16 protein-coding genes and 1 tRNA gene are annotated in these 23409 nt (G+C 61.6%); 8 read left to right on the top strand and 9 right to left on the bottom strand.

Annotated elements, in window-relative coordinates; translation table 11 throughout:
• The first annotated feature begins 76 nt into the window (after positions 1–76).
• The 3 genes from EV286_RS01115 (at position 77) to EV286_RS01105 (ending at position 3794) form a co-directional block, all read left to right on the top strand.
• A complete protein-coding gene (locus EV286_RS01115; RefSeq protein WP_132955158.1) occupies positions 77–1546 on the top strand; it encodes a DUF3300 domain-containing protein in 1470 nt (489 codons plus the stop codon).
• A gap of 16 nt (positions 1547–1562) precedes the next feature.
• The gene (locus EV286_RS01110) at positions 1563–2522 is read left to right on the top strand and encodes a DUF2950 family protein (RefSeq protein ID WP_132955157.1); all 960 of its coding nucleotides are present in this window, start codon (positions 1563–1565) and stop codon (positions 2520–2522) included.
• A 105-nt stretch (positions 2523–2627) separates the two neighbouring features.
• On the top strand, positions 2628–3794 hold the full coding sequence (locus EV286_RS01105; protein WP_132955156.1) for a hypothetical protein: 1167 nt from the start codon (positions 2628–2630) through the stop codon (positions 3792–3794).
• A gap of 93 nt (positions 3795–3887) precedes the next feature.
• On the opposite strand, the gene EV286_RS01100 is transcribed toward EV286_RS01105, so the two are convergent.
• Positions 3888–3964 (bottom strand) — tRNA-His (locus EV286_RS01100).
• A gap of 129 nt (positions 3965–4093) precedes the next feature.
• A complete protein-coding gene (locus EV286_RS01095; protein ID WP_132955155.1) occupies positions 4094–4543 on the bottom strand; it encodes a phasin in 450 nt (149 codons plus the stop codon).
• A gap of 220 nt (positions 4544–4763) precedes the next feature.
• Here EV286_RS01095 and EV286_RS01090 point away from each other — a divergent pair, with 220 nt between their 5' ends.
• The gene (locus tag EV286_RS01090; protein WP_132955154.1) at positions 4764–8291 is read left to right on the top strand and encodes an ATP-binding protein; all 3528 of its coding nucleotides are present in this window, start codon (positions 4764–4766) and stop codon (positions 8289–8291) included.
• Between the two features lie 233 nt (positions 8292–8524).
• On the opposite strand, the gene EV286_RS01085 is transcribed toward EV286_RS01090, so the two are convergent.
• Entirely contained in the window at positions 8525–10477 is a 1953-nt protein-coding gene (locus EV286_RS01085) for an acetoacetate--CoA ligase (protein WP_132955153.1), read from the bottom strand.
• A gap of 167 nt (positions 10478–10644) precedes the next feature.
• On the opposite strand from EV286_RS01085, the gene EV286_RS01080 reads away from it, so the two are divergent.
• Positions 10645–12534, top strand: coding sequence for an AsmA-like C-terminal region-containing protein (locus tag EV286_RS01080; protein ID WP_132955152.1), 1890 nt, complete (start codon positions 10645–10647; stop codon positions 12532–12534).
• Between the two features lie 10 nt (positions 12535–12544).
• On the opposite strand, the gene EV286_RS01075 is transcribed toward EV286_RS01080, so the two are convergent.
• The 5 genes from EV286_RS01075 to EV286_RS01055 all read right to left on the bottom strand — a co-directional run bounded on the left by EV286_RS01075 (position 12545) and on the right by EV286_RS01055 (position 18160).
• A complete protein-coding gene (locus EV286_RS01075; protein WP_132955151.1) occupies positions 12545–13363 on the bottom strand; it encodes an ABC transporter permease subunit in 819 nt (272 codons plus the stop codon).
• Between the two features lie 3 nt (positions 13364–13366).
• Complete coding sequence (locus tag EV286_RS01070) at positions 13367–14278, bottom strand: ABC transporter permease subunit (protein ID WP_132955150.1); 912 nt, start codon at positions 14276–14278, stop codon at positions 13367–13369.
• A 4-nt stretch (positions 14279–14282) separates the two neighbouring features.
• Positions 14283–15425 (bottom strand): ABC transporter ATP-binding protein, encoded by a 1143-nt coding sequence (locus tag EV286_RS01065; protein WP_132955149.1) that lies wholly within the window; start codon positions 15423–15425, stop codon positions 14283–14285.
• 101 nt (positions 15426–15526) lie between these two features.
• A complete protein-coding gene (locus EV286_RS01060) occupies positions 15527–16624 on the bottom strand; it encodes a polyamine ABC transporter substrate-binding protein (RefSeq protein ID WP_132955148.1) in 1098 nt (365 codons plus the stop codon).
• A gap of 129 nt (positions 16625–16753) precedes the next feature.
• On the bottom strand, positions 16754–18160 hold the full coding sequence (locus tag EV286_RS01055; RefSeq protein WP_132955147.1) for a helix-turn-helix transcriptional regulator: 1407 nt from the start codon (positions 18158–18160) through the stop codon (positions 16754–16756).
• A 204-nt stretch (positions 18161–18364) separates the two neighbouring features.
• Here EV286_RS01055 and aceA point away from each other — a divergent pair, with 204 nt between their 5' ends.
• The 3 genes from aceA to EV286_RS01040 all read left to right on the top strand — a co-directional run bounded on the left by aceA (position 18365) and on the right by EV286_RS01040 (position 21197).
• A complete protein-coding gene (gene aceA / locus EV286_RS01050) occupies positions 18365–19654 on the top strand; it encodes an isocitrate lyase (protein WP_132955146.1) in 1290 nt (429 codons plus the stop codon).
• A gap of 24 nt (positions 19655–19678) precedes the next feature.
• Positions 19679–19942 (top strand): hypothetical protein, encoded by a 264-nt coding sequence (locus EV286_RS01045; protein WP_132955145.1) that lies wholly within the window; start codon positions 19679–19681, stop codon positions 19940–19942.
• A gap of 145 nt (positions 19943–20087) precedes the next feature.
• Positions 20088–21197 (top strand): helix-turn-helix transcriptional regulator, encoded by a 1110-nt coding sequence (locus EV286_RS01040; RefSeq protein ID WP_132955144.1) that lies wholly within the window; start codon positions 20088–20090, stop codon positions 21195–21197.
• A 122-nt stretch (positions 21198–21319) separates the two neighbouring features.
• Here the strand turns inward: EV286_RS01040 and EV286_RS01035 are convergent, their stop codons facing one another.
• Positions 21320–23170, bottom strand: coding sequence for a methyl-accepting chemotaxis protein (locus EV286_RS01035; protein WP_132955143.1), 1851 nt, complete (start codon positions 23168–23170; stop codon positions 21320–21322).
• Between the last annotated feature and the right edge of the window lie 239 nt (positions 23171–23409).

Below are 23409 nucleotides of genomic sequence, written 5' to 3'. Positions count from 1 at the left end.
AGGCGTGGTGGCAGCGCAATCGAAGCAGACACTTGCATATCTAGCGTGAGAGCGCTTAGCGCGGGGAGAAGCACCAATGCCAATGCCTTTGTTCAAGCTGATCGGCCGATCGGTCAGCGTCGCCGGCCTAGCAGTGTTAATGTCAGCCAATCCAGTCGTGCTACGCGGAACTCTTGCCCAGGATGCGGCTGCGGCCACCCAGGGCGCGGAAGCGGAAAGAGAGGAGCCCGAAGATGTTCTGAGCGACGACGAACTCGAAGTGCTCGTCGCGCGGATCGCGCTTTATCCGGATGAACTCGTGGCACTCGTCACATCGGCCTCGCTCTATCCCTTGCAGATCATCGAGGCGGAACGCTTCCTGCAAGAGCTGAAGAAGAACAAGGACCTGAAGCCGAAGGACAGCTGGGACGGCAGCGTCATTTCGCTGCTCAACTATCCCGAGATCGTCAAGATGATGAGCGACGATCTTGACTGGACGCAGGCGCTCGGCAACGCATTGACATATCAGCAGAAGGACGTGCTGATTGCGATCCAGAGCCTTCGCGACAAAGCGGTTGCCGACGGGATCATAAAGTCCGACGAGAAGATCAAGGTCGTCAACGAGGGCGACAACGTCGTCATCCAGGCGGCCAATCCGGAAAAGATCTACATCCCCCGGTATGAGCCTCAAATGCTCTACGAGCCGGGTTACGCGCCAGCGCCCATCAGCTACTACAACGACCCCTACCCCAATTACTATTACCCCACCGCGACCTTCTTCGCGGCTGCCATTACCGGCGCGGTCTGGGCGTCCGTGGTGGACTGGAATGATTGGGGCGTATGGGGCGGCCGCTGGGGCGGCAACGACATCGATATCGACTGCAACAACTGCTTGAACAATATCGACCGCGACAAGTTCAAAATGAACAATATCGACTGGAAGAACGTCGATCGCTCGAAGATCAACTTCGACCGCAGCCAGTTCGCCAATGTCGATCGCAACCAGCTCAAGAACAATTTCAAGCAGAATCGTGAAAACAACCTCACGAACCGCGCCAAGGATATACGCCAGGGACGCGATGTTTCGACGCGCGACCGAGCCGCCAACAGGATCTCGGTGGACGATGTGCGCCGGAGCAAGATTGATGCCGACCGCGTGCGCGACCGTCAGGCAGGCGGAGGCAACATCAACCGCGGAGACATAGGCCGGGAAATCCAGGCCAATCGGCCCAATGCCGGGGCGGGCGCTGGCCAGAGGGACAACATTCGGCAGAACGTCGCCAACAGAGGCAACGCCGGCAACCGAAATATCGACAGGCCGCGGCCCGGTGGACGGCCGGAGGGCGCCGCAAACCGCAGCAGGCCTTCTGCAATGGGCCAGGTCGGCGATGGACGACGCACCAAGGTCTCAGCCAATCGCGGCAGTCAGTCGCTCGGCGCCCATCGCGGCGGCGGGGGGCGTCAGGTGCAACGTGGCGGCGGTGGCGGGCGTCAGATGCATCGCGGCGGCGGTGGTGGACGCCAGGTCCACCGCGGCGGTGGTGGTGGTGGACGCGGGCGTCGCTGAACAGGAGGAGGCTACCATGGGAAATCTGACCACTCACATAATCGCCCGTTCGCTTCTTGGCGCGACCCTGCTTGCCGGCCTTGCCCTGCCTCTCCCTGCACTTGCGCAGGATGCGGACACGGCTCTCTCCGACTATGCGTCCGATGAGGAACCACCGACCTTCGACACACCGGAACAGGCCGTCGAGGCCTTCAAGTCGACAGTCGGCACCGGCGATTTCGACAAGCTTGCAAACCTGTTCGGTCTCGACCCAGCCAAAGCCCGGGCAAGCGCAGGCGCCTTGCAAACCTATGCCGATATCCAGGCCGGCGTGAAGCAGAAGGTCGTCGTCGAGGATGTCCGGGGCGACAAGGTTCTAGAGATCGGTGACGAACTGTGGCCACTTCCATTCCCGATCGCTAAGGGCAGCGACGGAAAATGGGCCTTCGACACCTTCGCGGGGCTTGAAGAAATAGCCGACCGCCACGTCGGCGAAAACGAGCTCGCGACGATCGACACATTGCGCAACTATGTGGAAGCGCAGGAAAGATATGCCGAGGAAGATCACGACGGCGACGGCGTGCTCGAATATGCGCAGAGGCTGATCAGCAGCGAGGGGCACGAAGACGGCCTCTACTGGCCCACCGAACAGGGCGATGGAGAGGAAAGCCCTGCCGCGGCGGCCTTCGCCGATGCCGACGTGCGTGCCAAGGCCAAGGCAGGAGAAGGCTATTTCGGCTACCATTACCGCATCCTGACGAGCCAGGGCGATAACATCGCCGGCGGCAAGTTCGACTACGTCATCAATGGAAACATGATCGCCGGCTTCGGGCTCGTCGCCTGGCCCGTCAAATACGGGCTGAGCGGGGTGAAGACCTTCGTCGTCAACAAGAACGGCACGATCTACGAGGCCGACCTCGGCGACGACACTGAAAAGATTGCGGCCGGGATCCGCACCTTCAACCCGGACGACCGCTGGAAGGTCGTGGAGGACTGACGCGAAACCGGCCCTTCGACATTCGCGCCGGCACTCGCCGGCGCGGGCGTCCTTCGCCAGCCGTTGAAGCCACACTTCGCCCGGGATCGCGATGAGGTCTGAATCATGCAGGAATACCTCGCATACCGAGGCGGCCCCTTCTTCAATCTGCAGCGCCGGCTTGGCCTGATCTGGGAAGCGTCGCTGAATGCCGGCAGGCGCGCCCTGATCTTCGTGGGCATCGCCTGGCTCGTTCCCCTCGTCCTCACATTGCCGGGCAGCATGGGACCGGAGGAGCTGCCGTTCGGCAATTCATATCTCACGGACATAGGCGCGTGGGGAAAATACGTGATTGCCATCGCCGCATTCCTGCTCTCAGAAAAGCAGGTGGAGGAAAGGCTCAGGCTCAGCCTGCGGCAGTTTCTCGCCGCTCCTCTTCTTGATCCCAGTGCTTTTCCTGCTGCTGCCGGATTGATTGACCAGGCGCTGAACCGACGCGATTCACGCGTGGCGGAATGGCTCTTCGTCCTCCTCGGCTACCTGGCGGCAGCATGGTCGCTCGGCCATCTTTTCCGCCTCGATCATACCTCCTGGGCGGTGGTTCATGGCGTCGATGGAAACCACATCACGCTCGCCGGCTGGTGGACCACTCTCGTGAGCCTTCCACTGTTCTGGTTCCTAATGTTGAGGGGGCTATGGCGCCACCTGGTCTGGGCCATGCTGTTGCGGGCATTTGCCGGCCTCAGGCTTCGGCTCGTCGCCAGCCATCCGGACAGCCACGGGGGGCTCGGTTTTCTGGCGGACTATCCGAACGCCTATGCCGTCTTCGTCCTCGGAGTAAGCGCGGCCGCGGCAGCCGCGTTCGCCAAGCATCTTTCGGGGCAGGCCCTCATCCCCTCGACTCTGACGACCGGCATGATGGTATGGCTGGCTTTCGTGGTGGCGCTATTCGCATTTTCCCTTTCGGCCTTCAGGAAGCCGCTCCGCGAACTGAAGGAGGCCAGCCTGATGGCCTGCAGCACCCAGGCCACACAATACCAGCGAAAGCTCGAAAAGAAGATGCTCGGCCGTAACACGGTGGCCGACAATCCGGATGAATTCGACCCGGCTGCGGAACCGCAGGACCCTGGAAAACTCTTCGAAAGCGCCAGGAAGCTGTCACCCACGCTCACGAGCCGATCCTCGATCGTGCCGCTCGCGGCAGCCGCCCTGCTCCCCTACGCGCTGGTCGGCTTCTCGCAGATCCCCTTCAAGGAGGTTCTCTCGATCGTGAAGAAGCTCATCCTGATCTGAGTGGTGACGGCCTTGGGCCGGATGGGCAACCGCAGTGCGGGACACACTCTCACGCCCCGACGGGATTAACTGGACATCGAAAAAGGGAGGGAATGGTACGGTTGGGGGGTCTCGAACCTCCGACCTCAGGTGCCACAAACCTGCGCTCTAACCAACTGAGCTACAACCGCACAAGCCGCGCGAACGCGACGAGGGTCACATACGAGGACTTCGTTTTTTTTTCAAGTCCTAAGATGGGCATTATACAAAAAGGCCGGACACGAGGTCCAGCCTTTCCATTTGCTGCGAATATCGCGGGATCAGGCGACCTTGAAGGCAGCCATGGCCTTTTCGGTGGCTTCCTTGGCGGGCTTGGCCAGCTTCTCGGCAGCCTTCTTGGAGACTTCCTGAAGCGACTTTACCTGCTCGACGCCGAGTTCCGTCTGCTTGCGCACGAATGCCGTCTGCAGTTCCAGGAGTTCCGCAACCGACTTCACGCCGAGAAGCGCTTCGACGTGGGCGAAGGAGTTCTCGGTGTTGGTGCGAAACGCGTCGAGCGTCTTCTTGCTGATTTCCATGGAAGCTGCCTGTGCATTCTGCACGGTTGCTTCCAGCGTCTTGCCGGCTTCTTCAGCGGCCGTCTTGATCTTGGCGTAAGCGTCCTTGGACTGCTGTGCGCCCTTTTCGGCGAAGTCACGGAAGCTTTCCGTAAGCTTGGCCGGGTCGAAAGAGGCCATTGAAAAAACGTCGTCTGTCTTTATGGTAGCCATTGTCACTCTCCCGTTGGGGCGCCACTCCAGACGCCCGAATTAATCGGATAGTGCTTATATAGAGAATCTCATTGTGCATTGCAACATATTTGTGCGTCGCACAAGACATTAACCTTGCGGGGCGAAAGGACGGGCTCGCGCTGGACCGGTTTGCCATGCGCCGTTATTAATAAAGCGTTAAGCTTGCAACGGCCCGTATTCCGAGCAACAGGTCTGAAGAATGCCCGCAATCCAGTATCCGTTCATTGATATCGCCGTCCATGACCGCGTGCGGGACCGCTTTGCCCGCGGCGAAGCCATGGCGCTTTTTTCAGCCGACATGGCGCGGGTTCTCTGGGCGAACGGCGGCGGCGCGGAGCTTTTCGGCCGTGATTCGATCTACGACTTCCTCGACCAGGGAGCCCGGCGCTCCGACGTTTCCTTTCGGCAGGTCGAGACTGCGGCGCAGCAGCTGGCCGAGATCGGCGACAGCAGGAACTTCATCATCCGCGTCACTTCCGGCTTTCGGCAATTGCCCGTGCAGGCGCTGGCCGAACTGATCAGCATCCAGCAGGGCGAGCGGGCCGTCCTTTTCTCCGCGCCCTTTTCCGGCAGGCCACTCACGCTCGAGAAACGCGCAGCGAAGATGCTGGAAGGCTTCGACGATCCGGATACGCACACGGCCGTCGTCGGCGAAGAGGGCGAGATCCTTGCTGCTTCCGCGCGATTCGCGGCCCTCGGCGTAACCCAGCATACGGCAAAGACGCTCGTCACCATGGCCGGGGCACACCCCGACAGACTGGTGAAGCGCCCCATCCCCACGGGCAAGGGCTACCTACCTGCCGCTGTCGGCAAGCTTTCGGAGGAACCCGCCCTCAACCTGTTCTTCGTGGTGGAAACGATCATCGGCCATCTGGATCCGGTGGAAAACTTCGCCGGCGAGGTGAAGGCGGCTGAAGAGAAACCCACTCCGGCCGCACCTCAGGATTTCGCAGGTGTGATCGATGCCGTTGCCGGTATCGAGGATGTGGAGGACGACATCGAAGCCGTGGCCGAAGAAACGGCCGACGACACGGATGATGTCGCCGCGACGGAATCCCATGGCACCGTCTCCGATGACGGGGATGCGGACGCGAGCGCCGAGGACGAGGCGCATAGCGAAGATGCTCAGCCTGTAGCCCTCCCGGAGGAGGTGGAACGAGTCGAACCGACCCAACCCACCGAGCCAACACCAGATGCCGAGCCGGCGAAGAGCGCGGCAGAGGCCGTGCCCCATACAATTGAGAAGCCGCAGCGCACCGATACCGAAGGTTTCGTCTTCCAGCCACAGGGCCGTGCCACGCGCTTCGTCTGGAAGATCGATGCCGAAGGACGCTTCAGCGAAGTGTCGCATGAATTTGCGGAAGCGGTCGGCCCGCGCGCAGCCGATGTCATCGGGCTGGACTTCGCCGATGTGGCCCGGCGCTTCAACCTCGATCCGGACGGCAGGATTGCCGAACTGCTCGCAAGGCGCGACACCTGGTCCGGAAAGACCATCTATTGGCCGGTGGAGGGCACCGAGCTTGTCGTTCCGGTCGATCTCGCGGCGCTGCCGACCTATACGCGCAGCCGCGAGTTCGACGGCTTCCGCGGTTTCGGTGTCGTGCGCATTGCCGACGCCGCCGAGGACAGCAGGAAGCTCGGCCTGACGCTCGGGGCCTCCGCCCCGGAAGCCGCGCCGGACCAAAGCGAAGCCGCGCGGGAAGCGACCGCCCCCGAGGCCGCGAGCGAAAAGCCTCCAGCGGAAGATGCGTCGCCAAGCGACAGCTTCGTCGCGGAACCGCCGGCAATCAGCATAAGCGAGAGCAGGAACCGGCGTCTCCCGGACAAGGTTGTCCGGCTGCATGGCCGGCGCACCACGATTGGCGAGGGTCTCTCCGCGTCCGAGCAGGCCGCTTTCCGCGAGATCGCGAGGCAACTCCAGCCTTTGGGCACCCAGGATGCTGAGCCGGAGGCAGAGGTAGCTTCAGCGGATACGGACACTGTCGATGCGGCGCCAGCCGCCGGGGCGGCGCAGTCCCAGGCAGAGAGCGTGCCGGAAGCCGACGCTGCTGCCGTCGATCAAGCGCCCGCAAGCAGCGCGGAGGACCCGGTCGAGACCGAGCAAGTCGCGCAACAGGATGCCACGCCCGAAGAAACGGTAGCCGAAGCCGCTGAGGCCGTCAGCCCTCGCGACGCATTGAACAGCTATATTCCGCCTCGTGCGAAGATGAGGGACGGCCTGACGGCAGATGTCATCGACCAGATGCCGGTCGCAATCTTAGTCCACGCCGGCGACGAGCTCATATACGGCAATGCGGAATTCCTTCGCCTGACCGGCTACGAAACGCTTGAGGCACTCGCCGAGATCGGCGGAATCGACGCTCTGTTGCAGCGTCAGGACCTGGAGGGAAAAACGGAGCGACCGGGCAGCATGATGCTCGTCACGTCCGACGACACGCTCGTACCGGTGACCGCGCGGCTCCAGTCGATCCGCTGGGAGAACGCAAGCGCGCTGCTCCTGGCCTTGATGCCGGTCGAGACCGCAGTGGCGGAGCCTGATGTCGCGGAGACGCAGCCGGAAGCGCATGACGAAGGTCGCTCCGAGCGCATGGTCGGGAAGGTGGCAAAGCTCCAGGTCGAGGTCGAGGAGCTTCAATCGATCCTGGAGACTGCGACGGACGGCGTCGTCGTCATCGGCGCCGAAGGCGATATCCGCTCGATGAACCGTTCGGCCAGTGCGCTCTTCAACTATGACGAAGGCGAAACGCGCGGCAAGCCGTTCGTCATGCTCTTCGCCCATGAGAGCCAGAAGGCCGTGCTCGACTATCTCGGCGGGCTCTCGGGACATGGCGTGGCGAGCGTGCTGAACGACGGCCGCGAGGTTATCGGCCGCGAGGCGTCCGGCGGCTTCGTGCCGCTCTTCATGACCATGGGACGGCTGAACTCCTCGAGCGGTTACTGCGCCGTAATCCGCGACATCACGCAGTGGAAGCGCACCGAGGACGAGTTGCGCAATGCCAAGCGTTCAGCCGAAACGGCCAATGCTCACAAGACGGACTTCCTGGCGCGGGTCAGCCACGAGATTCGCACGCCGCTCAACGCCATCATCGGGTTTTCGGATATCATGTCGAGCGAGCGGTTCGGCCCGATCGGCCATCCGCGCTACATCGAATATGCGAACGACATTGGCCGTTCGGGACGGCATGTGCTCGACATCGTCAACGACCTCCTCGACATATCCAAGATCGAGGCCGGCGAGATGGACCTCGAATTCTCCGCGGTCGGGCTGAACGAGGCGATCTCCGAGGCCGTCTCCCTGGTGCAGCCGCAGGCGAATGCCCAGCGCGTCATCATCCGCACGGCACTCTCGCAAGCGGTTCCGAACATTGTCGGCGACCTGAGATCCATCAAGCAAATCGCGCTGAACATTCTTTCGAACGCTATCCGCTTCACGCCGTCGGGCGGGCAGATCGTCGTCTCGACATCCTACGAGGCGAATGGCAGCGTCGTGCTTCGCGTGCGCGATACCGGCATCGGCATGACGCGCACGGAACTGGAACAGGCACTCAAGCCGTTCCGGCAGGTTTCGACGAATTCCCGCAATCGCGGCGATGGCACCGGCCTTGGACTGCCGCTGACAAAGGCGATGGTAGACGCCAATCGCGCGATCTTTTCCATCAGTTCCGCGCCGAACGAGGGCACCCTCGTGGAGGTCACCTTCCCCTCCCCGCGCGTCCTCGCCAACTGACGCCGCCAAAGCCAGGAACGCGCAAAAAGAAGGCGGCCGAAGCCGCCTTTCAAGTGATGCTGTTCAACGAAAGCTCGAGTCGGTTAACGTCATGTTGCGGGAGCCGTACGGCTCCTAGCCGCCCGATTCATGCGGCGGCCCCAAGTTGGTTCACCTTTGGCAAACCTTTCCTAACGAAGGATTACCATCTTGGCGAATATCTTGCCGCCGAGCGACCGCGCCGATGCGCGGGCTCAGTCCTGTAATTCCTTCAGGCCGGCGAACAGCTCGAGCGCCTCGGGATTGGCGAGCGCCTCCTTGTTCTTGACCGGGCGTCCGTGGACGACCTCGCGGACGGCGAGTTCGACGATCTTGCCGGACTTCGTGCGGGGGATATCGGCCACGGCAATTACCTTCGAGGGCACATGGCGCGGGGAGGCGCCAGTGCGGATGCGTGTCTTGATCGCCCTGACGAGGTCGTCGCTCAAGGCGATGCCGGGCGCAAGACGCACGAAAAGGACGACGCGGACGTCATTCTCCCAATCCTGGCCGATGCAGATCGCCTCGACGACCTCCTCCATGTGCTCGACCTGGTTGTAGATCTCGGCCGTACCGATGCGGACGCCGCCCGGATTGAGCGTCGCATCCGAACGCCCGTGGATGATGAGGCCGCCATGGACCGTCCATTCGGCAAAGTCGCCATGGCACCAGACATTGTCGAAGCGCTCGAAATAGGCGGCCCGGTATTTCGCGCCCTTGGGATCGTTCCAGAACATGATCGGCATGGAAGGAAACGCCTTCGTGCAGACCAGTTCGCCCTTTTCGCCGCGGACCGGCTTGCCGTCGTCATTCCAGACTTCGACCGCAAGGCCGAGCCCCGGCCCCTGTATCTCGCCGCGCCAAACAGGCTGCAGCGGATTGCCGAGGACGAAGCAGGAGACGATATCCGTTCCACCGGATATGGATGCGAGATGCACGTCGGTCTTTATCCCCTGGTAGACGAAGGAGAAATCTTCAGGCGAAAGCGGCGAGCCCGTGGAGGTCATCAGCCTCAGGCTCGACAGATCGTGCGTGGTGCGGGGCGTCAGACCGCTCTTTCGCAAGGCATCTATGTATTTCGCGGACGTGCCGAAGACGGCAAACTTCTCATCCTGCGCATAGTCGAACAGCACGTTGCCATCCGGCGCAAAGGGCGAGCCGTCGTAGAGGCAGAGCGTGGCCCCGGAGGCAAGCCCGCTCGCAAGCCAGTTCCACATCATCCAGCCGCAGGTGGTGAAATAGAAAAGCCTATCGCCGCGCTCGACGCCGCAATGGAGGCGATGCTCCTTCAGATGCTGGAGCAGCGTTCCGCCGGCCGAATGGACAATGCATTTCGGCACGCCGGTCGTTCCAGACGAGAACAGGATATAAAGCGGGTGCGAAAACGGTAGCCGGACAAATTCGACCGGCTTGGGCGCGAACGGGGCGACGAAGGACGTAAGCGTCCTGGCACCCTCAGTTGCCGCGGCAACCGCAGCCGCATCTCCGGCATAGGGAATGATGACGGAGGGAACGCCGAGGCGCTGCGCTGTGGCGGCAACCTTCTCCTTCACGTCCTGCAGCTTGCCTGCGTACCAGTAACCGTCACAGGCGATGAAAAGCTTGGGTTCAATCTGGCCGAAGCGGTCGAGCACGCCCTGCTCGCCGAAATCGGGTGAACAGGAGGACCAGATAGCACCAATGGAAGCTGCGGCCAGCATGCAGGCGATCGTCTCCGGCATGTTGGGCATCATCGCGGCGATGCGGTCGCCCTCGCCTATCCCGAGCGCCCGGTATGCCTGCTGCAGCTGCGAGACGAGCCCGGAAAGCCTATCCCACGACCAGCGGTCGCGAACCTTGTCCTCACCCCGGAAGATGATGGCGTTGCCATCGCCCCTCTCCTTCAGGAGGTTCTCGGCGAAGTTCAGTTCGGCGTCCGGGAAGAACCGTGCCCGCAGCATATTGTCGCCGTCGACGAGGACGCGCTCGCCCCTGCTTCCCTTGACGCCGCAGAAATCCCAGAGCGCCACCCAGAAGGCCTCACGATCGGCGATCGACCAATGATGCAGATCCTCGTAGCCGGACAGACCAAGTCCCAGTTTCTGATTGCATTGCTGCATGAACGCAAACATCGGACTATGACTGCGAAGCTCTTGCGAGGGCACCCAGAGCGGCTCGTTATCCTGCATTCCATTCCTCCACCAATTCGGCCCTATATACCATGCTGCAACGCATTATAAAGTGACCTGGAAGACGCGCTGTCCCGCCGGCGGCATTTGCATATGTTCGCCATTTCAGATATCCGGGCAAGCAGGAAAAAAGTGCAGCGCGGCCGGTTCAAAACCCGGTGGAGGTCATGACGGCGTCAAGGAAAAGAAGATGGCCGCGGTCGGTGAGAGGAGCGTCGCGCTGGCTCGCCCCGCTCACTCGGATTTCGGTAATCACCCTGCTAGTCCTGCTGGGGCTGTTCGCCGCGTTTCGCATCGCCTCTCCTTTCCTGATCTCGACCGGTCTCGTCCGTGGCGGCATAGAGGATGCGCTGTCCAACTGGACTGGCTACACCGCCGAGATCGAGGGCACGCCGGTCCTCGAATTCTGGCCCACGCCGCGCATAACGTTGAACCAGGTGACCATCCGCAGGCGTCTTCCCGGGCCGGACAAGGTGCTCGGGCATGTGGACAGCCTGGCGGCCGACTTTAGCCTTCTTGCAGCCCTGCGCGGCCAGGTCGTGTTCCACGAATTTCATTTCACGCGCCCCAGCCTGCATCTTGTCCGGGACGAGAATGGCCTGATCGACTGGACGAACGAAGGCCTTTTGGCGCGCGCCATCGCCGGAGCCCGGGCAGGATCAGGCGGCGGCGAGACGCTGGACGCCGGCCTGGATGCAGAAATCGGCTCTCTGACTGTCGAGGACGGGACGCTCGACGTAACCGACCAGGTTACCGGCAAGGTCTATCGCTTCGACAGCGTCGCTGCAGACATCAACTGGCCAAGGCTTTCCGGAACGCTCGGCGCTGTCATCATTGCGCGCGTGAACGGCCTTGATCTGAAACTCGATTTCAGCTCGATGCAGCCGCTCCTTCTCTTTGCCGGAAAGAATGCCGACGTCAGGACTTCGCTCTCCTCCAACCTCGTCACGACCCATTTTGATGGAGTTGCGAACGTCTCGAGCGTCTCCTCCTTGGCCGGACATGTCGAGTTGAGCGTACCCGACGTGCCCGCCCTCCTTTCCTGGAGCGGCAAGCAGCTGCCGGTGGCGCAGAGCATTCGAAACGTCTCGCTGAGCGCGGACGTGTCGAGCATCGAGATGGGGCAGCGCTTCAGCAATCTCACCTTCGCAGTCAATGACGCGACCGCCACCGGCATCATGGATTTCACCTACACTTCAGCCGGCAAGCCAAAGATCGGTGCGACCCTGGCCTTCAACCAGATGAATCTGAGCCCATTCCTGGCGGCCTTCTCCCTGCGGCTCGCCGCCGATGGTGAACAGCCGGGTCTGCTGAACGGCGACCTGCTGAAGAGCCTGGAACTGGACCTGCGCCTTTCTGCCCGGCGCGCCGTGCTGGAGCCCTTCTCGCTCGACGATGTCGGAGCGAGCGTCCTGGTCACCGCCGGCAAGGCAACCTTCGACATAGGAGACAGCCAGTTCGAGAACGGCGAGCTCACGGCGCGGCTCGAAGTGACCGAACGGGATTTTGACGGCGGCGGAAAGCTGCAGCTTTCGGTGCACGATGCCGATTTCACCGCATTGATCGACCGGCTGGGGCTTGCAGGGCCGCTGCCGCGGGCAAACGGCTCGCTCGACCTTTCGCTCAGCACTTCAAAGCCGATCTGGAATGCCGGCATGAGCGACGTTTCCGGCAGGGTGCGCTTTTCCTCCGGTCCGGGCTTCATCCGCCAGCTGGATATCGGGATGTTTCGCACGCTTGCGGCCGAGAAGGCGTTCTTTTCGCTCAGCGATGCTGCAAGCGCATCCTTCGACTTCAACAGCATGAGCATCGACGCAAGCTTTGCCAACGGTTCGGCCGAGGTCCGCAAACTCGCCGTCAACGGGCCGGTTCAGAGCCTGACGCTTTCGGGTGTCGTTCCCTATCGAACGAACGGTCTTGCGCTTTCAGGCTCGCTCGAGGCAACCGACGTATCGCGCGCGGACGACCTGCCGATGCTGCCCTTCTTCGTGGGAGGCTCGTGGCCGGATCCGGTCATTTCCTCCCTCTCCGTCATGATGCAGCGGCCGGCTCAATAGGCAAACTCATTCAAGGTGCGGCCTCGGCTGCACGCTCGTCCCTCTCGCGCTGGACCTCGCGCCGCTTGGTGATAACAGAGGCACAGACTACGCCGACCGCCACGATCGCAATCAGGATGGTGCAGACCGCGTTGATCTCGGGCGTGACGCCAAGGCGGACCTGACTGTAGATCTTCATCGGCAGCGTCGTCGCCCCCGGTCCCGAGGTGAAGCTTGCGATCACGAGATCGTCGAGCGAGAGCGTGAACGCCAGTATCCAGCCGGAAAGCACAGCCGGTGCGATGATCGGCAGCGTGATCTCGAAGAAGGTGCGGATTGGCGGCGCGCCGAGGTCCATTGCCGCCTCCTCGATCGAGTGATCGAAGCTCAGCAGTCTGGACTGCACGACGACCGCGACGAAGCACATCGTCAGCGTGGTATGCGCGAGAGTGATCGTCCAGAAGCCGCGATCGAAGCCGATCGCAACGAAGAGCAGCAGCAGAGACAGCCCGGTTATGACCTCAGGCATCACAAGCGGTGCATAGACCATGCCCGAAAACAGCACGCGGCCACGGAAACGAGTGTAGCGCACCAGTGTCAGGGCCGCGAGCGTCCCGAGCACGGTCGCAAGCGTCGCGGAGATCACGCCGACACGGAGCGTCACCCAGCCCGCGTCGAGGAGGGCCTGATTGTTGAGAAGCTCCACATACCATTTGGTCGAGAAACCCGCCCAGACGGTCACCAGCCTCGATTCATTGAACGAGAAGACCACCAGCAGCACGATCGGCAGATAAAGGAAGGCAAAGCCGAGCGCCACGGAAACAACATTGAAGCGCGTCCATCTCAACATGGCCTATCTCCCCTGCTCGTCGGCTTTGGCCTGCACGTTCTGGAAGAAGACGATCGGGATCACCAGAATGAGAAGCAGGATGGTCGCCACCGCCGAGGAAACCGGCCAGTCGCGGTTGGCATTGAACTCGTTCCACAACGTCCTGCCGATCATCAGCGTCTGCGAGCCACCAAGCAGGTCCGGTATGACGAACTCACCGACGGCGGGAATGAAGACGAGCATGCAGCCGGCGATAACTCCCGGGATCGAAAGCGGGAACGTGACCTTCCAGAAGGCGGTGACCGGAGGGCAACCGAGATCCTGTGCCGCCTCGATCAACGTGCCGTCCATTTTCTCCAACGAGGAATAGAGGGGCAGCACCATGAATGGCAGGTAGGAATACACGATGCCGATATAGACCGCGATGTTGGTGTTCAGGATGACGAGCGGCGTGTCGATGATACCGAGCGACAGGAGCAACTGGTTGAGGAGCCCCTCCGGCTTCAGGATGGCAATCCACGAGTAGACGCGGATCAGGAAGCTCGTCCAGAACGGCAGGATCACCAGCATCAACAGCGTCGGCCGGATGGTGCGTGGCGCCTGCGCCATGCCGTAGGCGATCGGATACCCGATCAGCAGGGTCAGAAACGTGGAAATCGCCGCAATAACGACACTCGAGACATAGGCATTGAAATAGAGCGGGTCGTCGAGGAGCCAGGCATAGTTATCGAAGGAGAGCTGCTGCAGCTTCTCGACAAAGCCGCCCCAGCCATCCGCCAGCGCAAAGACCGGCTCATAGGGCGGCATCGCAATCGCCGTCGTGGACATGGAAATGCGGAAGACGATGAAGAAAGGCGCCAGGAAGAAGGCCAGCAGCCAAGCATAGGGAATGATGATGACGAGGCGGCTATAGAAGAAGGATGCGAGCTTTGCCATCGCCTCAATCCTTCAACAATACGCCGGCATCCTCGTCGAAGGACACCCAGACTTCCTGGTCATAGGTGAAAGGGTCCTCCACGGCGCGCTGTGCATTCAACGACGATGCCTTGATGACATTGCCACCCGCAAGCTTGACATGGAAAACCGTCATGTCGCCGAGATAGGCAATGTCCCATAGCTCGCCCCTGGCGGCGTTGACGGAGGCATTTGCCGGCGCTGCGCGCGTCACCCGGATCTTTTCCGGACGGATCGCGAAGCCGACGGAGCTCCCGGAAGCCGGCGTGTCGGAGGTTGCAGTCCTCAATGTCGGACCGCCTTCCACCGCGATTTCCACGACGCCGTTGCCGCCAGCCTTTACCTTGCCGTCAAAGATATTCACGTCGCCGATGAAGTCGGCGACGAAGCGGCAATTGGGCGCCTCGTAGATTTCGGCTGGCGTCGCTACCTGCACGACCTTGCCGTGGCTCATGACCGCGATGCGATCCGCCATGGTCATCGCCTCCTCCTGGTCGTGGGTCACGACCACGAAGGTGAGGCCCAGGTTCTGCTGCAGGTCCATGAGCTCGAACTGAGTCTCCTCGCGCAGCTTCTTGTCGAGAGCGCCGAGCGGCTCGTCGAGCAGCAGCACCTTCGGCCGCTTGGCGAGCGAACGCGCCAGTGCGACGCGCTGGCGCTGGCCACCTGACAGCTGGTTGGGCCTGCGTGTGGCGAACTTCTCCAACTTGACGAGCTTCAGCAGTTGGCCGACGCGATCGGCGATCTCGTCCTTCGGCATGCCGTCCTGCTTGAGGCCGAAGGCGATGTTCTTTTCCACCGTCATATGCGGGAAGAGCGCATAGGACTGGAACATCATGTTGACCGGGCGCCGGTAGGGCGGCATCCCAGTCATATCAGCGCCGTCGAGCACGATCTCGCCCGACGTCGGCTGTTCGAAGCCGGCCAGCATGCGCAAAAGTGTCGACTTGCCGCAGCCCGACGCGCCAAGCAGCGCGAAGAACTCGCGGTGGTAGATGTCGAGCGAGAGATCGTCGACTGCGGTAAAATCACCAAACTTCTTAGTGACATTCCTGAAGGAAATAAAAGGCTTGGAGGCCGGGTCCGCCCAAGGAGCGAAGGAACGCCGGATATTGCCGAGAGACTTCATCTTTGACCCCGAGATATGCGATACGCGCCGGCCTCTTCCCCAAAATCCGGCACCCCATCAAAGAAAAGCCCGAACATTGAAGTCCGGGCTGTTCTACCGTCTTACTGGCCGGTCACGACCTTTGTCCAAAGTCGCGTCACCAGCCGCTGCGTCTTCGAATCCCACGGCTTCACCGTAAACAGCTTCTGCATCACGTCTTCCGTCGGATAGATCGCCGGGTCTTCCAGGATCTCCTTGCTGACGAACTGCTGCGAGGCCTTGTTCCCATTGGCGTAGAACACATAGTCGGTCGCCTTGGCGATGACCTCCGGCTTCATCAGATAGTTCAGCAGTTCATGCGCCTCCGCCACATGCGGCGCATCGGCCGGGATCGCCATCATGTCGAACCACATCTGAGCGCCCTGGGAGGGGATGGAGTAGTCGACCTCAACGCCGTTGTTGGCTTCCGACGCCCGATCGCGAGCCTGGAGCAGGTCGCCGGAGTAGCCGAAGGCGATGCAGATATCACCGTTCGCAAGCGCATTGATGTATTCGGAGGAGTGGAACTTGCGGATATAGGGCCGGATGGACGTCAACAGTTCCTGGGCCTTCTGCAAGTCCTCCGCCGACGTCGAGTTCGGATCGAGCCCGAGATAGTGAAGCGCGGTCGGGATCACGTCCTTCGGCGCGTCGAGCATGTAGATGCCACAATCCTTGAACTTCTCGGCAACCTTCGGGTCGAAGATGACTTCCAGGCCGGGTCGTGCATCAGTACCGAGGATTTCCTTCACCTTGGCGACGTTGTAGCCGATACCGTCGGTACCCCACATGTAGTCGACCGCATATTCATTGCCCGGATCGTATTCCGCAGTGCGCTGCTGGATCACGTCCCACATGTTGGAAAGGTTCGGCAGCTTCGACTTGTCCAGCTTCTGGAAGACGCCGGCCTGGATCTGGCGCTGCAGGAAGTCCGCCGTCGGCACGACGACGTCATATCCGGTGCCACCCGCCAGGAGCTTGGTCTCCAACGTCTCATTGGAATCAAAGGTATCGTAAACGACCTTGATGCCGGTTTCCTTGGTGAATTCAGTCAGGATGGAATCGTCGATATAGTCGGACCAATTGTAGACGTTTACGACGCGCTCCTGCGCCGAGGCGGATGCGGCTATGCAGACGGCAGCGAGAGCCGTGGCTGCAAGACGAGCGATAGTGGATTTCATTTTATCTCCTGTTCCATTCGAGACCTGGCGGTCCCGACATGCCATTCCCTTTTTATTTTTCGTGAGATTAGAAAGGATTCGAGGTGCCGACAAGCGCAAAATCCCGCGCCGTCATCGACTTTTCGGCGATCACTGAAAATCGAAAACGCTGAGGCCCGTGGCCATCTCGTCGAGCCCGAGCGGTCGCGTCACCGGCGGCTCTGCCCGCGACAGACAACCCTGCCGGCCGCAGAGGCGACAGGAAGGACCGACTTCGACGCGCGAGCCGGCCGTATCGCCGTAGACCACGTCGCCGGCGACGGAGATGTCGCAGCCGAGCAGCAGCGCCGTTCGCCGAACCCTCTCGCCAAACCCGCCTTGCAGGCCTTCGATCGTGCGGGAGATGGTGAGGAAGCCTGCGCTATCAGGCATCTCCACCCGCTCGGCCAGGATCTGACCGGGCTGGGCGAACGCCGCGTGGATGCTGAGCTTGGGACAGTTGCCGCCGAAGCGCGACTGCGGGAAGCCTTGTGCCCCGGCCTTGCGAAGTCTGTTGCCCGCGAGATCGATCTCCATGAGGAAGAAGGGCACACCCGTCGCACCCGGCCTTTGCAGCATGGTCAGGCGATTTGCCGCCGCTTCGTATGAGACGCCGAACCGGGATCGAAGCAGATCGACGTCGAACCGCGTCCGTTGCGCGACCTGCAGGAAGGGACCGTAGGGCATGGTCAAGGCATGGGCGGCATAGCGCGCCAGCTCGAAACGCGCGATCCGCCTTGCCTCGGGCGTCGACAGGGCAAGGGCGTCAAGCTCGGCCGTGATCTCCTTACCAAGAGCAAGCAGGCAAACCTCGACTGCGATTTCATGCGACTGGCCGACCGGCGAAAGTCGCTCGGACAAAAAGAGCCGCATGGAGTGACGGTCGAAGCGGCGGCGAAGATGCGGCATGACGTGCACCGGCAGGGTGCGCACCGCAATTCCGTGCTCGCCGCGCAGCCAGCTCTTCAGCGCCGCGGGCATCTCATCCGCCGCATCGAGCTTCCCGGCGAAGGCTTCGGCCGCGTCCTCGATCAAGGCAAAGAAGTTCGGACGGTGCTCGAACTTCTCGCGGACCTCGTCCATCGGCAGCCGCGTGCCCGAAAGCGCGGGCGCCCGCCCCTCGCGCGCCAAAAGCTCGGCAAGATCGGCGAGCCTGGTAGCCTGTTCGCGATAGGCACGATAGAGCTTGACGACGCCATTGGCGGCATTCGGCGCCGCTTCCGCTATCTCCAGCAACTCTGTCTCGCCGGGCAACTCGCCGGCAAGAAGCGGATCGGCAAAGACTTCGCGCAGTTGGCTCGCCCCACCCGTTTCCGCTTGCAGTTCGTCGAGATCGACCTTGTAGACGGCCGAAAGCTTGAGCAGTAGCTGCACCGTCAGTGGCCGCTGGTTGCGCTCGATCAGGTTGAGGTAGGAGGGCGAGATCTCCAATGCTGCGGCCATTGCAGTCTGGGTCAGGCCCAACCCCATGCGAATGCGCCTCACCCGAGCCCCGGCAAAGATCTTGCGTTCCTGCATTTGTCATTTCCTTTACAGAGACCCAAGCGATCTGACTTTGACATCTTTTACAGATTTACAAGACGCGCAGTAAATTTCGCGACATCATAACCCTTTTAACTGCCTATTTCTACAGGATCTTCTTCGCCTTCTCGGCAGCGCAATGTAAATTCTGTCATAGCTCGGACGCACAGAATTGCACCGGATAGATCGAGGAGGACGCATATGACCGATTTTTACAATCTTGTTCCCGCCGCGCCGAGAGGCCGGTTCGACGGCATCGACCGGCCATACACGGCAGCGGACGTAAAGCGCCTGCGCGGCTCGCTGGAAATCCGCCATACCCTTGCCGAATTGGGTGCAAACCGTCTCTGGCAGCTGATACACGAAGAGAATTTCGTCAATGCGCTGGGTGCGCTCTCCGGCAACCAGGCGATGCAGATGGTGCGAGCCGGCCTGAAGGCGATCTACCTTTCCGGTTGGCAGGTGGCAGCGGACGCCAATACCGCGTCGGCGATGTATCCCGACCAGTCGCTCTACCCCGCCAATGCCGGGCCGGAGCTTGCAAAGCGGATCAACCGCACGCTCCAGCGCGCCGACCAGATCGAGACGGCGGAGGGCAACGGCCTTTCGGTCGAGACATGGTTTGCACCGATTGTCGCGGATGCCGAGGCAGGCTTCGGCGGGCCGCTCAACGCCTTCGAGATCATGAAGGCCTATATCGAGGCGGGTGCGGCAGGCGTGCACTTCGAGGACCAGCTTGCTTCGGAGAAGAAGTGCGGACATCTCGGCGGCAAGGTGCTCATCCCGACGGCGGCCCATATCCGCAACCTGAATGCCGCCCGCCTCGCAGCCGATGTCATGGGCGTGCCGACGCTCGTCGTCGCCCGTACAGACGCGGAGGCCGCGAAGCTCTTGACCTCTGACATCGACGAGCGCGACCAGCCTTTCGTCGACTATGAAGCAGGCCGAACGGTCGAGGGCTTCTACCAGGTGCGAAACGGTATCGAGCCCTGCATCGCCCGCGCTGTTGCGTACGCACCTTACTGCGACCTCATCTGGTGCGAGACATCGAAGCCGGATCTGCAACAGGCGCGGAGATTCGCCGAAGGCGTCCATCGGGCGCATCCCGGCAAGCTGCTCGCTTACAACTGCTCGCCTTCCTTTAATTGGAAGAAGAACCTGGACGATGCGACGATCGCGAAGTTCCAGCGCGAACTGGGCGCCATGGGCTACAAGTTCCAGTTCATAACGCTCGCAGGCTTCCACCAGCTGAATTACGGCATGTTCGAGCTGGCGCGCCGCTATCGGGACCGGCAGATGTCGGCTTACTCCGAGCTGCAGGAGGCCGAGTTCGCCTCCGAGCGCAACGGCTACACGGCCACCAAGCACCAAAGGGAAGTCGGAACCGGCTATTTCGACGCGGTTTCCCTCGCCATCACCGGCGGCGCCTCATCGACCACCGCCATGAAGGAATCGACGGAGCATGCGCAGTTCAAGCCGGCTGCGGAATGAAGATCAGAACGGAGGAACAGGACAATGGCTTCCATTGCACGCGTAAAGGAAAGAGCAGAACAACAGTCATCCGCGATGACGGCGGAGCAGCAGGCGACGATCCGGATGCTTGCGAACGACCTGCATCGTCTCAACCAGTCCGTCATGAAGGCGGTCGAAGTCGGCGTTTCGGTCGAGCTTGTCCGCTCCGCACGCCATCACGGCGGCGGCGGCAACTGGGGTGACCTGCTGATACCAGTCATCGTCACGAATGCGCCCGTGAACCTCTCCCCGCCGGATGCGAGTTGAGCTGAAACGACTATCCAGGCCCGGAGTGATACGAAAACGCCACTTCGGGCCTCGAATTGTTTGACACGACGCGGCAAGGGCGTCCCGAGATTGTAAATTCCAGCCCCGGCGGATATGGTAGCGTTGTCTGCAGATGGGACGACCCATGCCTACCCCGATAGACAAGCAGCTCGAGCCGTTGACGGATCTCGTCTATGGTGCCCTCCTTGGCGAGACGACGTGGCAGCATTTTCTCGATGCACTCAACGAGACGATGCCGGAAGGGCGTTCGACGCTTTTCTTCCACGATTCGGTGGCCAAGGCTGGCGCCGTGTGCCTTACTTCAGGGCTCACCCAGAAAGACAGCGAAGACTACAACAGCCATTACAGCAAGATTAATCCCTGGATGCCGCGCGCGGCTGTTCGCCCGGTCGGCCTCGGCGTCGTTGCCGAGCAGATGCTCGATCGCAAGCAGCTTCTGAAGACCGAGTTCTACCATGGTTTCGTCCAAGGCATCGGCTGCGAAAGCAGCGTGGGCGTGACGATCATGCGCGAGCACGGGCGCTCGTTCAATCTGTCGACTCTCACAGCCTCCCGCGATGTCGAGCTCAATCGCATCGGCGCCGACCGGCTGACCGCGCTCGCACCGCATCTGAAGCGGGCTTTCGAGTTTGTGCGGCGCCATCAAGCCTTGGGTCACGACCGGGCGGCGGCCGGGCAATCCTTGTTCGATGCGGTGGATGTGGGCCTTGTCTACGTTACCGAAAACCAGAAGGTCCGCTCGCTGAACAAGGTAGCCGAGCGGATCCTCGCTGCCTCCGGCGGGATAACCGTCAACCCCTCGAACCGTATCGTCTTCGAAAGCATGCCGACGAACGATCTGCTGGCAAGCCTGACACAGCGGATGCCGCCCGAGGCAGCGATGCCGCACAGCACGGTGGTGAAGGGACCATGCGGCACGCTGAAATGCACCTTCGTGCGGCTACAGTCGGATTTCATCACGGAGTTCCTCGACGGACCGACGGTTGCGCTCATCATCGAGCAGCTCGGCACCGCCGCCGAGCATGCATGGATAGGGGACGAACTTGTGCGGCGCTATCGCCTGACGAGCGCGGAGATGCGTATCGCGTCCGGCATCGTCGCCGGCATGCCGTTGCGCGAAGTGGCTCTCGCAAGCGACGTCAGCTACGAAACCGCCCGCTCGCAGCTCAAGAGCGTCTTCTCGAAACTCGGCGTCAACAGCCAGGTCGGGCTCGTTCGCCTGCTGATGCCCTGATCCTCAGATGCTGCTCGGCCGCTTGCCGGCAAAGACATCGCCCCCGCCCCGTTCCCCAAAATGAAAGGAGACCGGGCGGCATCCACCCGGTCTCCTCGCAATGATTGCCTGGAGGGCGATCCTCAGGCGGCGACACGCACAGTCCGCTGACGGGACGCCGATGCTGCCGCCTCGAGACGAAACTGCCGCACGAGCGACATCAGCATATCGGCCTCTCCCGAGAGCCTGCGGCTCGCCTGGGTCGTCTGCTCGACCATGGAGGCGTTCTTCTGGGTCATCTGGTCCATGGCATTGACCGAGCTGTTCACCTCCTGCAGGGCAACGGACTGATCGCGGCTTGCGATTGCGATGGTCTCGACATGCTTGCTGACCGCGACAATCTCCTGGCTGATCGACGCAAGCACAGCACCCGTTTCCTTGACGAGCTGGGAGCCTGCCGCGACCTCGCGGCTGGAACTCGTGATGAGATCCTTGATCTCTCTCGCCGCTTCGGCAGAACGCTGCGCCAGCTCGCGCACCTCCTGCGCAACGACTGCGAAGCCCTTGCCTGCATCGCCCGCACGTGCCGCCTCGATGCCGGCGTTCAACGCGAGAAGGTTCGTCTGGAAGGCGATGTCATCAATCACCTCGATGATCTGCTCGATCTTCTGCGAGGCCTGTTCGATGCGGCTCATGGCGCCGATCGCATTGTTTACCACGGTTCCAGAGCTATCCGCCGTCCTGCGCGTTGCATCCACGGCAGTATTTGCCTCGCGGGCGCGCTCGGCCGAAGAGCGAACCGTGACGGTGATTTCTTCGACGGCGGCGGCGGTTTCCTCGAGGCTTGCCGCCTGGGTCTCGGTGCGCTTGGAAAGCTCGTCGGCCGATTGCAACATCTGGCTGCCATTGCGCTGGATCGACTCGGCATTCTCGCGGATGCTGAAAAGCGTGTCCTGCAGTCGCGTCAGCGAGCCGTTGAAATCGACGCGGAGCTGTTCCAGTCGGCCGACGAAGGGCGTTTCAATGGTCTCGGAGACGTCGCCCTGCGCCAGTCGGCCAAGGCCGGCGGCAAGCTGGCTGACGGCAAAATCGATCTGATTATCGAGCGCCCGCTTCTCGGCGTCGTTGTGCGCGCGTTCTGCGTCGGCCTGGGCGCGATGTTCGGCGCTGTTCGCCTCGATCTCCTGCTTGGCGCGGGCATTGTCGCGAAAGAGGGAGAGCGCGCGGGCGATGTCGCCGAATTCGTTCTTCTTCTCCACGCAGGGAACGGCGCTCGAAAGGTCGCCCGCGGAAAGCCGGTCAATCGTTCCCGTCAAAGCCTGCAGCGGCCGGACGGACGCGCGAATGGCGATGAAGGCAAGAAGGCCGATCAGGAGCATGACGACGGCGCCTGCGCCGAGGACGAGGGCCTGAAGATGGTTCAGCCGCTCGAAGTAGACTTCCATCGGGATACCGATGAACATGATGCCGGTGTTGGCACCCGTGCTGCTCTTGATCGGGAAATAGCCGGTCATGAACTGGTGGCCGAAGAGTGCTGCCGGACCGTAATAGGCCTCGCCTTTTGCCAGAACGGGCTGGGCCGGATGGTCGGCCGCAAGCTTGGTGCCGACCGCGCGCTCTCCGTTTTCCTTCTTCACATTGGTCGAGACGCGGACATAGTCGCTGCCCTGCCTCTCGAAAACCGTTGCGACACCGGCAATCGACTGCGCAGTGCGGTCGACAAGCGCATGATCGGCGAGGGCCGGGATCTTTTCCTCGGTGATTGCCAGGAGCTCGTTGTCACGGATATCGACCTTCGCCTCCGCGTCGCCGACAGCGTAGAGGACAGCCATGGCTCGGCTCGCGTCCCTCGCTTCGCCGACCGCGCTCTCCATGACATAGTTGCCAAGGTTATAATAGGTCACCCCGACGATTGCTGCCGTGCTGACGAAAAGCAGTCCGAGAGTAATCGCAACGATCTGGCGGACAATGGATGTCGAGAACAGGCGAAGCATATCTTTCCCTTTTTAGATACAACCACTTGATTGTATGCGGAAAGAGTTAAGGAAGGCTTCTCCCGGCTCCGCCTTCTCGTGGCAAAGGCCCACGGCACAAGGATATTGGGCTGTGCTCTTGCCGGCAAGCCACCACTTCTAGAAGTTTCTCCAGTATCCGGTTTGATTTCCAGACGTGCAACCTGTGATTTCGCAGATGACGCGCTCACGAACTGAAATGGCCCCGATTTGACCGGGGC

This window comes from Rhizobium sp. BK251 (assembly GCF_004345245.1).
Lineage (GTDB): Bacteria > Pseudomonadota > Alphaproteobacteria > Rhizobiales > Rhizobiaceae > Rhizobium.
The sequence above is the reverse complement of the archived record's forward strand: the minus strand, read 5'-3'. Positions and strand labels throughout refer to the sequence as shown.

What these genes read in the sequence shown, in the direction of transcription:
- EV286_RS01060 (WP_132955148.1), bottom strand. Translation starts at nt 16,624, where the DNA reads ATGAAATCCACTATCGCTCGTCTTGCAGCCACGGCTCTCGCTGCCGTC.
- EV286_RS01105 (WP_132955156.1), top strand. Translation starts at nt 2,628, where the DNA reads ATGCAGGAATACCTCGCATACCGAGGCGGCCCCTTCTTCAATCTGCAG.
- EV286_RS01070 (WP_132955150.1), bottom strand. Translation starts at nt 14,278, where the DNA reads ATGGCAAAGCTCGCATCCTTCTTCTATAGCCGCCTCGTCATCATCATT.
- EV286_RS01075 (WP_132955151.1), bottom strand. Translation starts at nt 13,363, where the DNA reads ATGTTGAGATGGACGCGCTTCAATGTTGTTTCCGTGGCGCTCGGCTTT.
- EV286_RS01080 (WP_132955152.1), top strand. Translation starts at nt 10,645, where the DNA reads ATGACGGCGTCAAGGAAAAGAAGATGGCCGCGGTCGGTGAGAGGAGCG.
- EV286_RS01055 (WP_132955147.1), bottom strand. Translation starts at nt 18,160, where the DNA reads ATGCAGGAACGCAAGATCTTTGCCGGGGCTCGGGTGAGGCGCATTCGC.
- EV286_RS01065 (WP_132955149.1), bottom strand. Translation starts at nt 15,425, where the DNA reads ATGAAGTCTCTCGGCAATATCCGGCGTTCCTTCGCTCCTTGGGCGGAC.
- EV286_RS01110 (WP_132955157.1), top strand. Translation starts at nt 1,563, where the DNA reads ATGGGAAATCTGACCACTCACATAATCGCCCGTTCGCTTCTTGGCGCG.
- EV286_RS01035 (WP_132955143.1), bottom strand. Translation starts at nt 23,170, where the DNA reads ATGCTTCGCCTGTTCTCGACATCCATTGTCCGCCAGATCGTTGCGATT.
- EV286_RS01095 (WP_132955155.1), bottom strand. Translation starts at nt 4,543, where the DNA reads ATGGCTACCATAAAGACAGACGACGTTTTTTCAATGGCCTCTTTCGAC.
- EV286_RS01045 (WP_132955145.1), top strand. Translation starts at nt 19,679, where the DNA reads ATGGCTTCCATTGCACGCGTAAAGGAAAGAGCAGAACAACAGTCATCC.
- EV286_RS01090 (WP_132955154.1), top strand. Translation starts at nt 4,764, where the DNA reads ATGCCCGCAATCCAGTATCCGTTCATTGATATCGCCGTCCATGACCGC.
- EV286_RS01115 (WP_132955158.1), top strand. Translation starts at nt 77, where the DNA reads ATGCCAATGCCTTTGTTCAAGCTGATCGGCCGATCGGTCAGCGTCGCC.
- EV286_RS01085 (WP_132955153.1), bottom strand. Translation starts at nt 10,477, where the DNA reads ATGCAGGATAACGAGCCGCTCTGGGTGCCCTCGCAAGAGCTTCGCAGT.
- EV286_RS01040 (WP_132955144.1), top strand. Translation starts at nt 20,088, where the DNA reads ATGCCTACCCCGATAGACAAGCAGCTCGAGCCGTTGACGGATCTCGTC.
- aceA (WP_132955146.1), top strand. Translation starts at nt 18,365, where the DNA reads ATGACCGATTTTTACAATCTTGTTCCCGCCGCGCCGAGAGGCCGGTTC.